Origin of the sequence: Deinococcus radiopugnans ATCC 19172, assembly GCF_006335125.1 — a bacterium.
Classification (GTDB): Bacteria; Deinococcota; Deinococci; order Deinococcales; family Deinococcaceae; genus Deinococcus; species Deinococcus radiopugnans.
On sequence record NZ_VDMO01000003.1, the window covers coordinates 88523 to 106321 of the forward strand.

13 protein-coding genes are annotated in these 17799 nt (G+C 68.6%); 9 read left to right on the plus strand and 4 right to left on the minus strand.

Annotated elements, in window-relative coordinates:
- Positions 1-176 precede the first annotated feature (176 nt).
- A complete protein-coding gene (gene lpdA, locus FHR04_RS03485; protein ID WP_139400850.1) occupies positions 177-1583 on the minus strand; it encodes a dihydrolipoyl dehydrogenase in 1407 nt (468 codons plus the stop codon).
- 91 nt (positions 1584-1674) lie between these two features.
- On the opposite strand from lpdA, the gene FHR04_RS03490 reads away from it, so the two are divergent.
- The 4 genes from FHR04_RS03490 (at position 1675) to accC (ending at position 5622) form a co-directional block, all read left to right on the plus strand.
- On the plus strand, positions 1675-2706 hold the full coding sequence (locus FHR04_RS03490; RefSeq protein ID WP_039685390.1) for a M42 family metallopeptidase: 1032 nt from the start codon (positions 1675-1677) through the stop codon (positions 2704-2706).
- Between the two features lie 125 nt (positions 2707-2831).
- Positions 2832-3536 (plus strand): IclR family transcriptional regulator, encoded by a 705-nt coding sequence (locus FHR04_RS03495; RefSeq protein WP_039685388.1) that lies wholly within the window; start codon positions 2832-2834, stop codon positions 3534-3536.
- A 219-nt stretch (positions 3537-3755) separates the two neighbouring features.
- The gene (gene accB / locus FHR04_RS03500) at positions 3756-4274 is read left to right on the plus strand and encodes an acetyl-CoA carboxylase biotin carboxyl carrier protein (protein ID WP_139400852.1); all 519 of its coding nucleotides are present in this window, start codon (positions 3756-3758) and stop codon (positions 4272-4274) included.
- 10 nt (positions 4275-4284) lie between these two features.
- A complete protein-coding gene (gene accC, locus FHR04_RS03505) occupies positions 4285-5622 on the plus strand; it encodes an acetyl-CoA carboxylase biotin carboxylase subunit (RefSeq protein WP_139400854.1) in 1338 nt (445 codons plus the stop codon).
- 81 nt (positions 5623-5703) lie between these two features.
- On the opposite strand, the gene FHR04_RS03510 is transcribed toward accC, so the two are convergent.
- Both FHR04_RS03510 and FHR04_RS03515 read right to left on the minus strand, forming a co-directional pair.
- Entirely contained in the window at positions 5704-7077 is a 1374-nt protein-coding gene (locus FHR04_RS03510; protein ID WP_249038953.1) for a S41 family peptidase, read from the minus strand.
- A gap of 320 nt (positions 7078-7397) precedes the next feature.
- Positions 7398-8483, minus strand: coding sequence for a M20/M25/M40 family metallo-hydrolase (locus FHR04_RS03515; protein WP_139400855.1), 1086 nt, complete (start codon positions 8481-8483; stop codon positions 7398-7400).
- Between the two features lie 179 nt (positions 8484-8662).
- Between FHR04_RS03515 and FHR04_RS03520 the strand changes: the two genes are divergently transcribed.
- The 4 genes from FHR04_RS03520 to FHR04_RS03535 all read left to right on the plus strand — a co-directional run bounded on the left by FHR04_RS03520 (position 8663) and on the right by FHR04_RS03535 (position 15387).
- Positions 8663-9841 carry an exonuclease SbcCD subunit D gene (locus FHR04_RS03520; protein ID WP_139400857.1) on the plus strand — a complete coding sequence of 393 codons (1179 nt, stop codon included), beginning with the start codon at positions 8663-8665 and terminating at the stop codon, positions 9839-9841.
- Positions 9838-12573, plus strand: a complete 2736-nt coding sequence (locus FHR04_RS03525; RefSeq protein WP_139400859.1) for an AAA family ATPase — start codon at positions 9838-9840, stop codon at positions 12571-12573. The genes FHR04_RS03520 and FHR04_RS03525 overlap by 4 nt, the downstream gene beginning before the upstream one ends.
- A gap of 185 nt (positions 12574-12758) precedes the next feature.
- Positions 12759-14966, plus strand: a complete 2208-nt coding sequence (locus FHR04_RS03530; protein WP_139400861.1) for a protein kinase domain-containing protein — start codon at positions 12759-12761, stop codon at positions 14964-14966.
- 139 nt (positions 14967-15105) lie between these two features.
- A complete protein-coding gene (locus tag FHR04_RS03535) occupies positions 15106-15387 on the plus strand; it encodes a glutaredoxin family protein (RefSeq protein WP_139400863.1) in 282 nt (93 codons plus the stop codon).
- Positions 15388-15625: 238 nt separating this feature from the next.
- Here FHR04_RS03535 and FHR04_RS03540 read toward each other — a convergent pair whose 3' ends face one another.
- Positions 15626-16654, minus strand: coding sequence for a DHH family phosphoesterase (locus FHR04_RS03540; protein WP_249038954.1), 1029 nt, complete (start codon positions 16652-16654; stop codon positions 15626-15628).
- Positions 16655-16921: 267 nt separating this feature from the next.
- Between FHR04_RS03540 and FHR04_RS03545 the strand changes: the two genes are divergently transcribed.
- Entirely contained in the window at positions 16922-17554 is a 633-nt protein-coding gene (locus FHR04_RS03545) for an HAD family hydrolase (RefSeq protein ID WP_039685376.1), read from the plus strand.
- Positions 17555-17799 lie beyond the last annotated feature (245 nt).

Here is a 17799-nt window from a genome sequence, read left to right on the forward strand (position 1 = left end):
GCGCGGCCTGCCCCCCGTCCCTGAACGCTTGCCCAGGTTTATACGGATTCCGTCTGTTTCGTTGACAAACCGGGACAGCGCCGGTTTGCCAACTCCACGCCCGGAAGCCGTTCTCCTCCTTCTCGCGTCCGCTCGGATGTCCATCGTTTTCGCAAACGATTCCATCGGAGTCCGTATTACATGTGCAAGGCGCGCTTGTCGGCGGCCAGCGCCGCTTCCTTGACCACTTCGCTGAGGGTGGGGTGGGCGTGGATGGTGCGCGCCAGGTCTTCACTGCTGCCGCCGAATTCCATGATCGCCACCGTCTCGCCGATCAGCTCGGACACGTTGGGGCCGACCATGTGGACGCCCAGCAGCTTGTCGGTGTCGGCGTCGGCCACCACCTTCACGAAGCCGCGCGGATCGCCGTGGCCCAGCGCGCGCCCGTTGGCGCTGAAGGGGAACTGCCCGGTCTTGACCTTGTGCCCCGCGTCCTTGGCGGCCTTCTCGGTCAGCCCCGCCCAGGCGATCTCAGGGCTGGTGTAGATCACCCAGGGAATCACGTCGTAGTTGACGTGCCCGGCCTGCCCCGCCAGCATCTCGGCCAGAGCCACGCCTTCCTCTTCCGCCTTGTGCGCCAGCATCGCGCCGCCAATCACGTCGCCGATGGCGTAGATGCCCTTCAGGTTGGTGCGGTAGTGACTTTCCACCTTGACGTAACCGCGCTCGTCCAGGCCCAGCCCCACCGCGTCCGCGCCCAGGCCCGCCGTATGCGGCACGCGCCCGATGCTCACGATCAGTTTGTCGAACTGCGCGGTCACCTCTTTTTCTTTCTCGGTATAGGTGACGGTCACACCTGCGTCATTTTGCTCGACTTTAGTGATATTCACGCCGAAGTGGAAGTCCAGCCCCTGCTTCTTGAACTGCTTGAGGGCCTCCTTGGAGACGGCGTCGTCGGCGGACATCAGGAAGCCAGGCAGGGCTTCCAGGATGGTCACGTCCGCGCCCAGGCGACGCCACACGCTGCCCAACTCCACGCCGATCACGCCCGCGCCGACCACGCCCAGCTTTTTGGGGACTTCCGTGAAGTTCAGCGCGCCGCTGTTCTCCACCACGTGCCCGCCGAAGGGGGCCAGCGGCAGCTCGCGGGGGCTGCTGCCCGTCGCCACGATCACGTTTTTGGCCTTCACCTCGGTGCCGGCGGCGTCCACGATCCATTCGTCGCCGTCCTGCCGCACCAGCTTGCCCAGACCGGAAATCGAGGTGATCTTGTTCTTCTTGAACAGGTAGGCGATGCCGCCGGTCAGCTTGTCCACCACGCCGATCTTGCGCGACAGCATCTTGCCCACGTCCATGTTCAGGCCGTCCACCGCGATGCCGTGATCGGCGGCGTCGTGCTGGATCATCTCGAACTTCTCGGAGGAGTCCAGCAGCGCCTTGCTGGGAATGCAGCCCACGTTCAGGCAGGTGCCGCCCAAGGAGGGCTTGCCGTCGCGCGTGAAATCGTCCACGCAGGCGGTTTTGAAGCCCAGTTGCGCCGCACGAATGGCGGCCACGTAGCCTGCCGGGCCGCCGCCAATGACCAACACGTCATAAGAATCCATATCGCCCCTGAGCGTAGCACCGCCCGCCAAAACGGATGGTGGCGCGTTCCTGCCCTGGAGACAGTGGGGCCGATCCGCCATATTGAAGGCCATGAACCCCGCATTTGATCTGGACTACACCCTGGATGTTCTCGTGCGCCTGCTGGACACCCCCAGCCCCACCGGCTTCACGGACGCCGCCGTCGCGCTGATCGAGAAGGAAGTTCAGGCGCTGGGCCTCACGCCTCAGCGCACCCGCAAGGGCGCCCTCACCTGGGAGGTGCCGGGCACGGGGGAGGGCCACGTGACCTTCAGCGGCCACACCGACACGCTGGGGGCGATGGTCAAGGGCATCAAGCCGGGCGGCCGCCTGCTGCTGTCCATGCTGGGCGGCTACGACTGGGCCACCGTGGAAGGCGAGGACGTGCGCGTGCACACCCAGAGCGGGCGCGTCATCACCGGCACGGTGGTCAACATCCGCCAGAGCACTCACGTTCACGGCGCGGCCCTGCGTGACCTGAAGCGTGAGGCCGCCGTGATGGAGGTGCGGCTGGACGAGCAGACGACCAGCGCCGCCGAGACCCGCAGCCTGGGCGTCGGCGTCGGTGATTTCGTCAGCTTCGACGCGCGGCCGCGCGTGACGGCGGCCGGGTACATCAAATCGCGCCACCTGGACAACAAGGCGGCGGTGGCGATTTTCCTGGCCGTGACGAAGACACTGGTGAAAAACCCGCCTGCGAAAACGGTGGCCTTTCACGTCACCACCTACGAGGAAGTGGGCCACGGCGCGGCCACCGGCATTCCGCCCCACACCGACGAACTGATCGCCGTGGACATGGCGGCGGTGGGCGAGGGCCAGACCAGCAGCGAGCACGGCGTGACCCTGTGCGTGGCCGACAGCGGCGGCCCCTACGATCACGCGCTGGGCAACCGGCTGCGGGCGGCGGCGGCGGCGGCGGGCCTGGACCTGCGGGTGGACCTGTACCCGTATTACGCCTCGGACGGCACGGCGGCGTGGCGGGCCGGCGGCGACTACCCGGTGGCTTTGATCGGCCCTGGCGTGGACGCCAGCCACTCCTACGAGCGCATGCACACCGATGCCCTGCGCGATACGGCGGCGCTGATGCTGACGTACGTGAAGTAACTTTCCTGCCGTCAGGCGTCATGGCAGGCGCGTGCGGGACTGGAGGCGTCTGGGGGCCAGTCTCAATCTCCAGTGAAGCCCCCCACACATTTACTTTCTGACCCTTGTCCGCGTAAGCTGGACAGGTGCTGTCCCTCCAAAAAGCGGCGAACATCCTGTCGGCCTTCAGCGCCGAGCAGCCTGAGTGGGGCGTGCGCGCCCTGGCGGCGCATCTGGGCGTGCCACGCGCCACCGCCCACGCCTACCTGGCAGGCCTGACCGGAGCGGGCTTCCTGCGCCGCACGCCGGTGGGCAAATACCGGCTGTCGTGGCATCTGGCCGAGATGGGCGCGCAGCTGACCGCGTCTCTGCCGTGGTTCCCCGACGCCCGCGCGCTGATCACCCGGCTGGCGCTGGAGGTGCGTTCGGTGGCCTTTCTGTGCATTCTGGAGGGCGAGGAGGTGGTGGCCGCCATCCGCGAGCGCCACCCGGACGCCGACATCGATCTGCCGCTGGACATCTACCTGCCCGCCACCTCCACCGCCAGCGGCAAGATTCTGTACGCCCACGGGGACATCACGCCCAGGACCTTTGCCACCTGCACCCAGAGCAGCATCACCACGCTGGACGAGTGGCACACCGAGGTGGCGCGGGTCCAGCGGCTGGGCTACGCCTACAGCATCGAGGAATGGATTCCGGGGCAGTGCACCCTGGGCGTGCCCTACCACTACGCGGGCGCGCTGGTGGCCGCCATCGGCGTGCAGATGAGCGCCGAGCGTTACCTGCGCGAGGAACGCGCCATTCGCGAGCGGGTGCTGGACATCGTGCGCGAGGCCGAGGGCCTGGGCTGAGCCGTATGGGGCGCCAGACGCTGTCCAACACAAGACGCTGTCCAACCCTGAACCGGGTGAAAAAATCCGCCCATCGGGGCGCCGAAGCCGCTAAACTCGGCAGGCAGCCAAACGGGCGTTAGGGACGGGAAGGGAAACATTCTCAACTTCTGACCCGTCATGATGGAACGGCGCGTTGCACCCCAGCACACCCGATTGTCACCACCACAAGGAGGGGCCATGAACCCAGACGACCTGAAACAGATGCTCGATGCCCTCAAAGCCGCCGATGTCCGCGAATTCAGTCTCAAGACCGGCAGCTTTTCACTGGACCTCAAGCGCGGCCCGCAGGCCATGAGCGGCCCGGCCTTCGCGCCCAGCGCCCCCGCCGCGCCGCAGGCCCAGGCTGCCCCCAGCACCCCCGCCGAGAGTGCGCCGGCCCCGGCCCCCAGCGCCGCAGCAGCCACCGAGGCGGCCCAGGCCGCGCCCGCCGCCAGCCCGCCCCCCGCCCCAGCGGCGGCCAAGGGGGCGCCGGTCAAGGCCCCCATCGTCGGCACGTTCTACGCCAGCAGCAGCCCGGACGCCGCGCCCTACGTCAAGGTGGGCGACACTGTGGCCGCCGGGCAGGTGCTGTGCATCATCGAGGCCATGAAGCTGATGAACGAGATCGAGGCCGAGACGGGCGGCGTGGTGCGCGAGATTCTGGTCAAGAACGCCGAGCCGGTGGAATACGGCCAGACGCTGTTCCTCATCGAGTAAGGGCGGCCCTATGTTCAAGAAAATACTGATCGCCAACCGGGGCGAGATCGCCCTGCGCGTTATCCGCACGGCGCGCGAGCTGGGCGTCAAGACGGTGGTGGTGTACTCCACCGCCGACGAGAACAGCCTGCCCGTGCTGCTGGCCGACGAGTCGGTGTGCGTGGGGCCGCCGGCCAGCAACGCGTCGTACCTCAACATTCCCAACATCCTGTCGGCGGCCCTCATGACCGGCGCCGAGGGCATCCACCCCGGCTACGGCTTCATGGCCGAGAACCCCGACTTCGCCGAGATGTGCCGCGAACACGGCCTGGTCTTTATCGGCCCCACGCCGGAAAGCATGCGGGCGCTGGGGTCCAAGGCGGGCGGGCGTGAAATCGCCGCCGAGTCCAACGTGCCGGTGGTGCCTGGAACGGGCATTCTGGAAGACCTGGACGCGGCGGTGCTGGCTGCCAAGCAGATCGGCTACCCCGTGTTGCTCAAGGCCAGCGCGGGCGGCGGTGGGCGCGGCCAGAAGGTCATCCGCACGCAGGACGAGCTGAAGAAGGGCTTCGCGCAGGCGCAGGAGGAAGCGCGACTGTACTTCAGCGATCCGGCGCTGATCATGGAGAAGTTCCTCGAAGAGTTCCGGCACGTGGAAGTGCAGGTGATGGGCGACGGCAAGGGCCACGTCATCCACATCGGCGAGCGCGACTGCTCCATTCAGCGGCGCAACCAGAAGCTGATCGAGGAGGCGCCCAGCACGCTGCCCGACAGCCTGCGCCAGGAGATTCTGGCGGCGGGCGTGCGGCTGGCGCAGCACGTCAACTACGCTGGGGCCGGCACGCTGGAATTCATCGTGGACCGCGACGGGAACTACTATTTCATGGAGATGAACACCCGCATTCAGGTGGAACACTGCGTTTCCGAGATGATCAGCGGCCTGGATCTGGTGCGGATGCAGCTGGAAATCGCCAGCGGCCACGGTCTGAACCTGAAGCAGGAGGACGTGGTGCTGCGCGGCCACGCCATCGAGTGCCGCCTGAACGCCGAGGATCCGTCCAAGGATTTCCGCCCGGCGGCAGGCCGCATCGACGACGTGCATTTCGCGGGCGGCCCCGGCGTGCGCGTGGATTCTCACGCCTACACCGGCTACGTGATCCCGCCGCACTACGACAGTCTGATCGGCAAGCTGATCGTCCATCACGACAGCCGCGCCGAGGCGATTGCCCGCATGAAGCGCGCCCTGGAAGAAACGGTGATCCAGGGGCCGAAGACCACCATTCCGCTGTACATCAAGATCATGGACAACCCGTTCTACAAGCGCGGCGCGGTCATGACCAACTTCCTGAAAACGCGCATGGACATGTAGGCCTGGGGTTTACAGTGGTTCAGCAGAGAAGCACCCGCACTGAGGCGGGTGCTTTCCTTTGGTCGGGTCTGGACCCCCCGTTCAGGGCGTATTTCGCATCGGGTCCAGCGTCAGCACCGGCGCCTGGGCCAGCGCCCTCACGCCGTCATCGAGCAGGGCGTCTCGGCCCTGGGTCAGGGCGCGGATCTGTTCCTCGCCCTGCGCGAACGGCTGATCGGGGGTGATGCGGGTGGGGTACGGCGTGCCGTCGGGCTTGGCGTAATTCAGCATGGTCAGCTGCAGCGCGCCGTCGCCCACCTCAAAGATGCGGGTGGCGGTGTTGCCCACCCCGGCGGTGGTCTCGCCGATCACCGGACCGCGCCCGGCGTACTGGATCTCGTAGGCGAAAAATTCGCTGCACGAGGCGCTGCCGCCGTCCACCAGCACGGCCAGCGGCCCGGTCCACAGTTTGGGGTTGTGGACGCTGCCGGCAATGCGGCCGTCTTCCAGGCGGGTGCCCCGGCTGACCACGGTGCGGGCGTTGCCGTCCACGCTGCGGGCCACACGGGTCAGGCTGGGCACGAAGGCGCTCACGCCGCTGTCGCACTCGTACAGGCTGCCGCCGCCGTTGCCGCGCAGGTCCACGATCATGCCCGAGGCCCCGCGCCGCTGCGCCTGCCCCACCAGGTCATGCACCCGCTGCGCCACGCCGCCGCCCGACAGGAAGGTGGGAATCCGCAGCACGGCCACCTCGCTGCCCGCCGTGGTGCTGGTGGCCGCGGCGCCCGCTGCGGGGGCGCTGGCCGGCACGTAGCTCAGACGCGGCAGGTCGCGGGTGCTGCTTTCGCGGGAGGTCAGGGTCAGGGTCAGCCCGGTGCCCTGGCGGGTCAGCCCCAGGACGGTGGGTTTGCCCTCTTCCTTGGCAGCCTTCAGGCCGTTGAAGGTGTAGGGCGCACCGTCGATGGTCAGCAGCAGGTCACCGCGCCTCAATCCCCCCTCCTCGGCGGCGCTGCCCGGCACCACCTCGGTGACCACACGGTTCTCGCCGTCCAGCCGGGCCAGCTTCACGCCGAATTGCAACCGGTTGCCGCCGCTGGCACTGGCCGAGAACTCCTTGTAGTCCTCGGGGGTCTGGAAAAAGGTGTGTTCGTCGCCCAGCGCCGTGACCTCGGCCTGGATCACCGGGTAGGCCTTGGCCTCGGCGCAGTCGGCGGCCCCGTTGCACACGGCGTCCAGCCGTTTCTGGTACTCGGCGGCCAGCGCCACCCGGTCCACGGTGGACAGCCCGCCGTAATTGGTCTCGATCAACTGGCTGACCCGGTTGAAGACCTGCTGCGCCGGAGAGGACGCCGCCTGCGCCCCCGTTCCGCTCAGCAGCAGCGCGCTGCCCAGCGCCAGGGCGCGTCCCATACGGGCCAGGGGAAGGCTGCCGGAAACGACACGGCGCGGTGCGGTGGGGCGCGCGATTGGCTTCATAACTGGGTCCCATTCTGCTCCCGGCAGATGGGAAAATGGTGGGCCAGAATTGCTGTTAAAATCACGAAAGCCTGCGCCTACACGCTAAAAAGCGGGATTGGCTACAGTGGCGCCGGGGGCACTGGGGGTGGCTGGTCAAGCGCGGTGGCCCCCGCCTAGAGCATTGGTCAAAAGAGCTGTTTCCTTTTGACCGAACGGACTGGCACAACTCGCAGAGAGGGAGTGAATTTCAACGAGCAGTTGGGACTGATTCAGCTCCGAAGGAGAGAATGGAGGCATCAGAAGTCTCCTTTTCTGATGCCTCCATTCGGACAACGGCTCTAGGCCACCGGCTGCTGCTGGTACAGCTCCACCACGCGGCGCAGGAATTTCAGCCCCGGCGCCAGGCTGCTCAGCTGCACCCATTCGTCCAGACGGTGCGCGTTGCCGCCGCGGTACACGCCGATGGCGACGGCGGGCAGGCCATGCGGCGCGGCGGCGTTGGCGTCGGTGCTGCTCGACGCCGTGCGCAACTCGGTCTTGATCTCGCGGGCCGCCTCACGGATGGGGGGCAGCAGGCCCGCGCTGTGCAGGTCGCCACCGGGGCGGTCGCCCACCTGCTCGATGCGCACGCTCACGCCGGCCTCGCGCGCCGCCGCGTGCAGCGCCGAGACCGCGCGGCGGTCCAGCCTGCCCAGCACGTCGGGATCCAGCGAGCGCAGGTCCAGCAGCAGTTCGGCGCTGGCCGCGATGGAATTGACGCTGGTGCCGCCCGAGGCCAGGCCCACGTTCAGGGTCGTGCGTGGCGTGGGCGGCAGCGGCAGGGCGTACAGGGCGCTGATCGCCCGGCCCAGCGCGTGCAGGGTGCTGGGGGCCTGGTCGCCCCAGGAGTGCCCGCCCGGCCCCAGGAAGGTGGCCCGGTAGCGCCGCACCCCCACCCCGCGCGTGACCGCGATACCCAGGTAGCCGTCCACCGCGATGAAGGCGCCCAGCGCAGGGCGGTGCTGCGAGATCAGGTGCTTGCTGCCGCGCAGGTCACCCAGGCCTTCCTCGCCCACGTTGGCCGCCAGCCACAGCGGCCGGCGCAGCAGGCCGGTCTGCCCGCGCAGATCGCGCAGCAGGGCCGTGAGCACCGCCAGGCTGGCGCTGTTGTCGCCTACCCCCGGCCCGATCAGCCGTCCGCCATCCTCGCGCACCGTCACGTCGGTGCCGGCCTCGAACACGGTGTCGAGGTGCGAGGCCAGCAGCAGCGCGGGGTGGCCCTCGGTGCCGGGCGGGCTGATGCGGGTCAGCACGTTGCCCACCGCGTCGATCTCGCAGGGATAGCCCAGCTCCCGCCACAGCTCCGCGATCAACTCGGCCCGCTGTCCCTCCTGGAATGTGGGCGCAGGCGTCTGCGCGATCCGCGCCAGATAATCAAGAGGCATTGGGCGCAATTCTAGCGGCTGGCTGGGACGGGGAACAGCAGGCCCTCCGACAGGGGCGGCGGCGGGCCTGGGACGAGACCGGGCGGACGCGGCGGCAGGGGGCCGTGGCCTGAGGGTTCCCGGCAAAAAGTGCGATCTGCAGGGCGTGCTTCTCCTGCCCCGTGCTAGGTTTTCCGGTGATGCGCGTCCTTCACACCGCCGATTTCCACGCGGGCCGCAATCTGCGCGGCTTTGACCGAACCCCCGAGATCCACGCCGCCCTGACCGAGATCGCCGGGCTGGCCCGCAGCGAAAAGGCCGACGCCGTGCTGGTGTCCGGCGACCTGTTCGACACCGGCAACCCGTCGGCCGACGCCGAGGCCGCCGTGTTCGACTTTTTCCTTCGCCTGCGCGACGCGGGGATTCCAGGCATCATCATTGCCGGGAACCACGACAGTTCAGCGCGGCTGGACTCGGTGACCGGGCTGCTGGGCTGGGTGGGCATTCAGGCCGTGGCGCAGCCCAGCAGCAATCCGCAGGACATGGTGCGGACCATTGAAACGAAAGGCGGTGAGACCCTGACCGTGGGCGCGCTGCCGTACCTTTCGGAGCGGCGGCTGGTCAAGGCGGCCGACGTGATGGGCGGCGACACCGGCGCGTGGCGGCAGAAGTACCGCGAGGGCATGGGCTTTTTCCTGCGCCGCCTGGGCGAGGGCTTCCGCGCGGGCCACGTGAACATGCTGATGGCCCACGCCACCATGGACGGCGCGGTGCCCAGCGGCAGTGAACGCACCCTGCAGTTCGACCTGACCAACGCCTACACCCTGTCGGGCCTGCAACTGCCGCCGGGCGCGCAGTACGTGGCGCTGGGCCACATCCACAAGCCGCAGCAGGTGTCGGACGCGCCGCTGGCGTGCTATCCGGGCAGCATCATCCAGCTGGATTTCGGCGAGGGCGGCGAGAAGAAGCAGGTCAATCTGGTGGAGGTGGAGGCCGGACGCCCCGCCCGCGTCTACGCCCTGCCGCTGGCGAGTGGCCGCGAACTGAAGACCCTGCGCGCCGATCTGGACAGCGTGGAGGCCCGCATCCGGGCGCTGGGCAGCTTCGACGGCCTGCTGAAGGTGGTGGTGCGCGCCCCCAGCGGCACCGCCCTGCCGGGCCTGAAAGACCGCGTGCTGAAGCTGGCCCCCAACACTCTGGCGGTCGATCTGGAGGCCGCCCAGGAAGACCTGGCCCTGCCCGAACTGAAACGCGAGGGCCTGAGCCTGACCCAGCTGTACGAGCAGTACTACCGCGAGCGGCGCGGCGAATTGCCCGACGATCTGCGCGCCGCCTTCAAGGAAGCGGACGAGGCGGCGCGGATGGAGGAAATGGCATGAGGCCCCTGCGGCTGGAGGTTCAGGGCTTCACCGCCTTTCGCCAGTTCACCGAGCTGGATTTTGCCGATCTGGAACTGTTCGCGCTGGTGGGGCCGACGGGCAGCGGGAAATCCAGCCTGCTGGACGCCATGACCTTCGCGCTGTACGGGTACACCGAGCGGCTGGGCGGCTCCGGGCTGGACGCGCTGATCTCGCAGGGCGAGCGCGGCCTGAGCGTGGGCCTGACCTTCGAGACCGGGGGCGTCACCTACCGCGCCTCGCGCACCAAGGGCCGCAAGCAGGCCGAGAACGAGGTGCGTTTCGAGCGCAAGGATACGGACGGACGCTGGGCCAACCTCAGCGACGGCGGCGTCAAGGGCGTCAACGAGCGCATCCAGACGGTGGTGGGGCTGACCTTCAAGAACTTCACCCGCAGCGTGATGCTGCCGCAGGGCGAGTTTGCCCGCCTGCTGCACGGCAGCGGCAAGGAGCGGCAGGCGATTCTGGGCGAGCTGACCGGACTGGAGCACGTCGCCGCCATGCAGCGCGTGGCCTCGGAGAGGGCCAAGGAACTCAAGCACCGCGCGGGCAGCCTGAACAGCGTATTGGAGAACGAATATGCGGGCGTGACGGCAGAGGTGATCGCCGACCTGCGGGCCGAACGCGAGCGCACCGACGCCGAGGCCGAGGGCCTGCGCGACCGGCTGGAGGCGTTGCAGAACACTCTGGCCCGCCTGCGCGAGACCGAGAAGGTCTGGCGCGCGCGCGAGGACACCGTGCGCCGGATCGCCGCGCTGGACGCCCGCGCCGCCGGGGTGCAGGCCGGGGCGGCGCGGGCGGTGCAGGCCCGCCGGGTGGCCGGGGTGCTGCCGCTGCTGGACGCCGCCGAACGCGCCCGCATTGCCGCCGAGCGTGAGGCCCGCGCGCTGGCCGGAGCACAGGGGGCCGCCACTGGGGCTGCCCGCGCCGCCGAGGCTGCCCAGACCAATCTGGACGCCGCGCAGGAGGCCGAGGCCGGCATTCCCGAGCTGGAAGCCCGCGCCGACAAACTGCGCGAGGCCGAGGCCGACGCCGCCCGCCTCAAGCGTTCCGGCGGCACGCCCCAGACCACCCACCCGCAACCGCTGGAGTGGGACGAGGACGCCTTTCTGGTGGCCCGCGCCGGGGCCGAGAAGGCCGAGAGGAACCGGCAGGAGCGGGTGCAGATCGAGGCCGAGCGGCTGGGGCTGAATTCGGCGCTGGCCCGCTTTAAGGCGGAAGAAACCGCTCAGGCCCAGGAAACGGCCGAGATGGAGCGCGTCAGGCGCGAGGGAACGGAAGCGAAGGCGAACCTGGACGCCGCGCAGAAAGCCCTGGAAGAAGCCCGGCTCACCTCCGGCCTGGCCTCGTACCGCACGCACCTGCATGTGGGTGAGGACTGCCCGCTGTGCCTGCAGGAGGTCCGCGCGTTGCCCGACGCCCCGCAGGCCGATCTGAGCGCCGCGCAGGACCGCGTGAAGGTGCTGAGCGCCACCCAGGACGAGCGCCGCAACCGCTTCAGCGACCTGCGCGCTGCCTTGAAAGCCCGCGAGACGTGGCTGGCCGACAAGGAGGCCGAGAACCGCAACTGGCAAGAAGGCCTGGAGGCGCGCGAAAGAGACCTGCGCGCCGCCGAGGCGCTGGTGACGGGCGATCCCCAGACGGAAGCCCTGCGCCTGCTGGCCGGGCTGGCCGGGCGGGTGCGCGCGGCGGGGGCCGATCCTGCCGGAAAACGCCGCCAGCTTCTGAGCGACGTGACGGCCATCCGCAGGCGCGTACAGGAAGCGGGGGCGGCCCTGTCGCGTGCGGCGGGCGATCTGGCGGCGGCGAATGCCACGCTGGCGGCCGCCCAGAGTGCCTCGGCAGGCCGGGAGACGGACGCCACGGAAGCGCAGGCGGCGCTGGATACCGCCCTCGCCGCCCTGAAGATGGACGCTGCCCAGGCCCGCGCCGCCGCGCTGCCGGAGGCCGACATCGCCGCGTTGGAGGAGGCCGCGCGCACTCAGGCCGCACAACGCGCGCAGCAGGCTGAGGCGCTGGCCGAACTGGAACGACAGCTGGGCGCGGCCCCCTTCGATCCGGCGCAGCTGTCGCAGGTGGGCCGCGACCTGACCGCCACCGACGCTGCGCTAGCCGCCGCCCGCGAACGCGCCGGCAGCCTGGCCGAGCAGGAAAGAGCCGGACGCGAACGCCTGAGCCGCAAGGCCGAGATCGAGGCCCAGGCCGCCGACGCCGCCCGCACCTTCGACACCTGGCAGACGCTGACCAATTCCCTGAAGGCCAACGAGTTCCAGCAGTTCCTGCTGGCCGAGGTGGAGGCGCAGCTGCTGACCCGCGCCGGCCTGCTGCTGCACGAGATCAGCGACGGGCGCTACCGGCTGGCGCTGGCAGACGGCGACTACGTGGTGCAGGACCTGTGGAACGCGGGCGAGGTGCGCGGCGTCAAGACCCTCTCCGGCGGCGAGACGTTCCTGGCCTCGTTGTCGCTGGCCATCGCCCTGAGCGACTATCTGGCGGGCAACAAGATTCTGGGCGCACTGTTTCTGGACGAGGGCTTCGGCACCCTGGATCCGCAGGCGCTGGAAGCGGTGGCGAACGCGCTGGAAAGCCTGCGCACCCAGGGCCGCATGGTGGGCATCGTCACCCACGTCGAGAGCCTGTCTGAACGCCTGCCCAGCCGCCTGCTGGTGACCAAGAGCGTGGCCGGCAGCAGCGTGCAGCGGCTGGACTTATAAGGGCATCAGGCCAGGAGTCGTCTGCTGGTGTTCAGGGCATGGGCTTCGGCGGCGCGGGTCTTTCCAGAGTTCTTCCCTGATTCTTGAGCGGTCACTTGTAAGTGTGGCGCAAGGGTTGGGCCTGTATAACTGGGGCAGATGACCCAGCTTCGCCCGTCGCCCGTTTCCAGCCGAGGTCCGCGCCGATGACCGCGCTGCTGCTGGGCGCCCTGTTCGTGGTGGGCCTGCTGCTGCTGGTCCGCTTTCCGGAACGCGCCCTGAGCGTCCTGGCGGGTGTGCTGGCGCTGGCGCTGGTGGCCACGCTGGTGGCGCTGGCGCTGGGGGGGGCGGTCCAGGGCACCTCATGGCTGCGGGCGCTGGACCGGGCGCAGGGCGCGCTGGCCGTGCTGGCCGTGATTCTCGGCGGGAGCCTGATCTCCCTGGGCCAGGGGTCGGCGCTGCCCGCCCAGCCCGCGCGCCGCAAGGAGCTGCAACTGCCCGCTGCCGGCAAGCCTGTGCGGGTGACGCGCTCGCCCGCGCCCAGCCTGACGCGCCGCAGCACGCTGTCGTCGACCAAGTCGGATCTCAAGTTTCAGGATTACGAGGTCATGGACCGCATCGGCATCGGCGGGATGGGCAGCGTCTACCGGGCGCGCCGCAACAGTGACGGGCGCATCGTGGCCCTCAAGGTGCCGCAGGAAAAGTACCTGGCCGACGCCAAGTTCGTCAAACGTTTCTACCGCGAGGCCGAGGTGCTCAAGCGCTTCAACCACCCCAACATCGTGCGGGTCTACGACTACCGCATGCAGGACCCCGAGCACTACATCGCCATGGAGTTTCTGGACGGCGAGAGCCTGGAGACCCTGCTGGAAGACCGCAGTCTGGCCTTCACCGAGTCGGTGCAGATTATCCGCGCGCTGGCCGACGCGCTGCGGCACATCCACATGCAGAACGTGGTCCACCGCGACATCAAGCCCGGCAACGTGATGATGCTCAAGAATGCCTTTCACGAGGGCCAGCTGCGCGAGGGCGGCGTCAAACTGATGGACTTCGGCATCGCGGTGGGCAAGGTGCTGACCCGCCTGACCATGACCGGCGCGCGGGTGGGCACCCCGATCTACATGGCCCCCGAGCAGGCCAAGGGCAACCGCGTGGACGCCCGCAGCGACGTGTACTCGCTGGGCCTGCTGGCCTACGAGATGGTCAGCGGCCAGACCGCCTTCCGGGGCAGTTACGAGGCGGTGGTGCATCAGCAGGTCTTCGAGGCACCCAAGCCGCCCAAGCAGGTGCGGCTGGAAGTGCCGGGGCGCCTGAACGACCTGATCCTGAACATGATCGAGAAGGACCCGGCGCAGCGCCCCACCCTGGACGAGGTGATTACCCGCCTGGACGCGGGCGTGCTGAGCGATGAGGTGTTCAGCGATCCGCTGGCCCTGGCCCTGAGCGTGCAGGAAAAACGCGGCACCGTGCGTCTGCTGGACCTGCACGGCAAGCTGCGGGCCAGCCTGTGTGACCAGGGCGGCAGCGGGGGCGGCGCGGCGCCGGGCCTGCCCAGCGTGCCGAATGCCCTGGCCGGCGACGCGGACGGCAACCTGTACGTCACCCTGCAGGAATACCGCCAGGGCAAGTCGGGGGCGCTGATTCGCAAGCTCGGCCCGCAGGGGCAGGAACTGCTCAGCTTCGGCCCCTACGGCCTGGGCGAGGGCGAACTGCTGCAACCGCTGGATATCGCGTTTACCCAGGGCCATGTTTACGTGCTGGACGGCGAGGCGCACCACATTGTCGTATACAACAGCCTGGGCCAGTTTGTCCGGCGCTTCGGCGGGCGGGGACAGGGCCTGGGCCGCTTTGACCGGCCGCGCCGCCTGGTGGCCTCGCCGGACGGTCACCTGTACGTGCTGGACACCGGGAACAACGAGGTTCAGCGCTTCACCGCGCAGGGCGAGTACCTCAGCCGCTACGCTTTCCGGCTGGACCGCCACAGCGAGGGCCTGCGCACGCTCGAAGGCCTGGGCGTGGACCGGCACGGCGCGGTGTACATCGTGGACGGCGTGGCCCGCAAGCTGCGCAAGATCGAGGCCGACGGCACCCCCGGCGTGACCTTTGCCCTCGACACGCTGGTGGGGGAGCCCACCGAGGCGCCCTGGCTGATCAGCGTGGGGCCGGAAGGGCAGATCTACGCCGTCCGTCAGGGCGGGCAGGTGCTGCGGACCATCTCCAGCGCAGGTGATCCCGTCTCCAGCCGTGACATGTACGCCCCGGTGCAGGCCATGACGTTGCTGGACCGGCCCCAGACCGGCGCGGTGCCTTCCCATCTGGGCCGGACCATTGCCGAGAAGCTGGCCGCCGAGAAACCCAGTGCGGGCCAGTCCGCTCCGGCGCAGCCCGGCCCTGCGGCTGTGGTCAGCCACTGAGACCGCTCTCTTTCAAACTGCTTCCGTTCTTCCGTTCTTTTCGTGTATAAACCGGTACGGCTCCGGGTCAGTCACGCCGCTTCCGGAATTGCCCGCTCTTCTCGCCCCGTCTTAATCGGGGTTCGCTGGAGGTTTGCCCGTGACTCAACTTCCCCTGCTGACGCTGTACACCCGCGTGGGCTGCCACCTGTGCGAGCAGGCGCAGGAGCATCTGGCCCGGCTGGAGTTCCGGGTTCAGCTACTGGACGTGGATTCACGTCCGGAGTGGCGGCAACGCTACGGGCATGACGTGCCGGTGCTGGCCCTGGAGGACCGGGTGCTGGCGCGCGGCGTGCTGAGCCCGGCGCGTCTGAGCATGATCAAACTGCAACTGCTGCGCGGCGCGGCCCCGCCGTCCACCCACCACCCTTCCGGGACCTGATACAGAGCGCCGCCAAGGTGCTGACGCTGACTCAACCCAGGCGCAAGCAGAGCCTGAAACGACGCCTTACGTGGTCTGGTAGAACCGGGGCGTCCGCCGGTATGTTCTGACCCTGAATCCCGCGCGAATGGACGTTGGAACGGCCTGAGGTTTGCGCGCTACGTCCGAAACCCGTTCCTCTGCTCGGGTTGACGGGTGCGGTGACCGGCCGCCTTTCGCCCTGCGGGCTGACCTGGCCTCAGGGGTGGCCGGCCATGTCCCGCGCAGGGTCGTCCACCCGCGCCAGCTCGGCCCCGATGGCCTCGTCCAGGCGGTGTCGCACTGCCGGATACGGTTCGCTCAGGCTGGCTCCAGAGGCCGAGACGTGGCCGCCGCCCCCCAGGGCCACCGCCACGTTCTGTGCGCTGACCCCGCCGCGGGAGCGCAGCGACAGCTTGATCCGCTCGCCGAAGTCTTTGATCATCACCGCCAGATCCGCGCCTTCAGAGTTGCGCAGCATACCGACATAATTTTCCACGTCCTCCCAGCTGGCCCCGGCCCGCGTCAGCATGGCCTCGTCCACGCGCGCCATCACCACCCGTCCGCCGCGCAGGAATTCCATGGTGTCGAGCACCTCGCGCAGCAGCAGGTAATAGGCCCGCGGCTGCTGCCCCATCTGGTCGTTGATCCAGCCTAACTGCGCGCCGCGTTCCAGCAACTGGGCGGCGCACACAAACGTCTGAGGCGTGACGCTGTCGAACCTGAAGCTGCCGGTGTCGGTGATCAGGCCCAGCATCAGCGGCGTGGCGAGCTGCTCGGTCCAGGTGACGCCCAGCTCGTTCAGGACGTCGGCCACGATCATCACCGCGGCCGGCAGGGACGGATCGACCACCCCCGCCGTGGCCCGCCGCTGGTTGGTGCCGTGGTGATCGAGATTGACCACTTCCCCCCCGAATTGCCGCAGGTCCGCGCCGGCCACCCGGCCCGGATCGTTGTTGTCCACGTCCACCACCACGGCCAGCGCCCCTTCCGGCCACGCCGTCAGCGGACCGCTGGTCTCGCCGGGAGTCGGCAGGAAGCGCAGGTAGCGCGGCACGTCCATCGGGGCGATCACCGTCTTGCCCAGGCCCCGCAGCGCGCGCGTCAGGCCCAGCAGGCTGCCCAGGGCGTCGCCGTCCGGATTCTCGTGCGACAGGACGACCACCGGCCCCTCGTGGGCACGCAGCAGGGCCGCCACTTGCCTGACCTCCTGCTGGTATTGATGGTTGTCCCCATTAGAAACGTTCACTCTTTGACTATAACGGCTAAGGGTTAGAACGGCATCTGCGCTCCAACCGTGCATACGATGGCGGAAACGCACCCCTCTTCAATAGTGGTGTGCGTCACAGATGGTGTCAATGCGGCATCGCCCAACTGTATAGGTGAAAAGTGAAATGTATAAAACCTAACAACATATCAAATGCGAAGTCCGGTGTGCCTGTCTCTCATTTTCCGGAACCGCTTCAGGTCTGAACAGCGCCGTGCTGGAGGGTGGCCGGTGCCCCACAATCGGGGGATGGATTCTTCTGTGGCAGTGGCCCGTCACGTCGCTTTCGACTGGGGCGGTGTCTTGACCGTCGGAACTTTCGATGGGCGCAGCACCCAGAACGTGGCCGAGCGCAGCGGTGTGCCGGTGGAGCGCGTGCGGGAGAGCTATTTCCGCCACGTCCGGCAGCTGGAAGTGGGGGCGTGGACCCTGGACCACTTCTGGGCGGTGATGGGGCAGGAAACCGGGGCGGCGCTGTCCTACGCCGATTTCGAGGCGCTGTATCTGGGCAGCATCGTCGATCACGCGCCCATGTACGCGACGCTGGCCGCCCTGCCCGCCGGGGTGCGCGTGGGCCTGCTGAGCAACAACTACCCGGTGGTCAGCGCCCACCTGCGCCGTGACCCGCGTTTTGCCCGTTTCGATGCCCTGGTCTTCAGCAACGAACTGGGCCACAAGAAGCCCGCGCCCGAGGCTTTTGCGGCGCTGGAGGCAGCGATGGACTGCCCGGCCGCCCAGATTGCCTTTGTGGACGACGTGCAGGAAAACATCGACGCCGCCAACGCGGCCGGCTTCCACGGCATCCTGTACCACCACGAGGCGCACGCGGCCTTCGAGCGGGAGCTGGCCGTGTGGCTGGGGCTGGACGCCCGCGGCAGCTGACCCGGGCAACAACCTGCTTCCAGGCCACCCTCCCCTCACCGGGAGGGCTTTTTCGTTGGAACGCGCCAGATAAATCGTGTGGTTTACCTGTCGGAGTGGTTTACCCCGCTGTGCCGCAGGTAAACCGCCGCTTTGACTGGTCAGGCTCCGGCACACTGTCTCCACGCACCACCGGGAAGCCCTCCCGCCAGACCAGCCCACCAGCCGCCTCTCCCGCAAGGGACGAGGACCGCCCCGCACACCCT

Bases quoted from the DNA above. Each gene is read 5' to 3' on its own strand.
- lpdA (WP_139400850.1), bottom strand. From the start codon at position 1,583: ATGGATTCTTATGACGTGTTGGTCATTGGCGGCGGCCCGGCAGGCTAC.
- FHR04_RS03490 (WP_039685390.1), top strand. From the start codon at position 1,675: ATGAACCCCGCATTTGATCTGGACTACACCCTGGATGTTCTCGTGCGC.
- accB (WP_139400852.1), top strand. From the start codon at position 3,756: ATGAACCCAGACGACCTGAAACAGATGCTCGATGCCCTCAAAGCCGCC.
- accC (WP_139400854.1), top strand. From the start codon at position 4,285: ATGTTCAAGAAAATACTGATCGCCAACCGGGGCGAGATCGCCCTGCGC.
- FHR04_RS03510 (WP_249038953.1), bottom strand. From the start codon at position 7,077: ATGAAGCCAATCGCGCGCCCCACCGCACCGCGCCGTGTCGTTTCCGGC.
- FHR04_RS03515 (WP_139400855.1), bottom strand. From the start codon at position 8,483: ATGCCTCTTGATTATCTGGCGCGGATCGCGCAGACGCCTGCGCCCACA.
- FHR04_RS03520 (WP_139400857.1), top strand. From the start codon at position 8,663: ATGCGCGTCCTTCACACCGCCGATTTCCACGCGGGCCGCAATCTGCGC.
- FHR04_RS03525 (WP_139400859.1), top strand. From the start codon at position 9,838: ATGAGGCCCCTGCGGCTGGAGGTTCAGGGCTTCACCGCCTTTCGCCAG.
- FHR04_RS03530 (WP_139400861.1), top strand. From the start codon at position 12,759: ATGACCGCGCTGCTGCTGGGCGCCCTGTTCGTGGTGGGCCTGCTGCTG.
- FHR04_RS03545 (WP_039685376.1), top strand. From the start codon at position 16,922: ATGGATTCTTCTGTGGCAGTGGCCCGTCACGTCGCTTTCGACTGGGGC.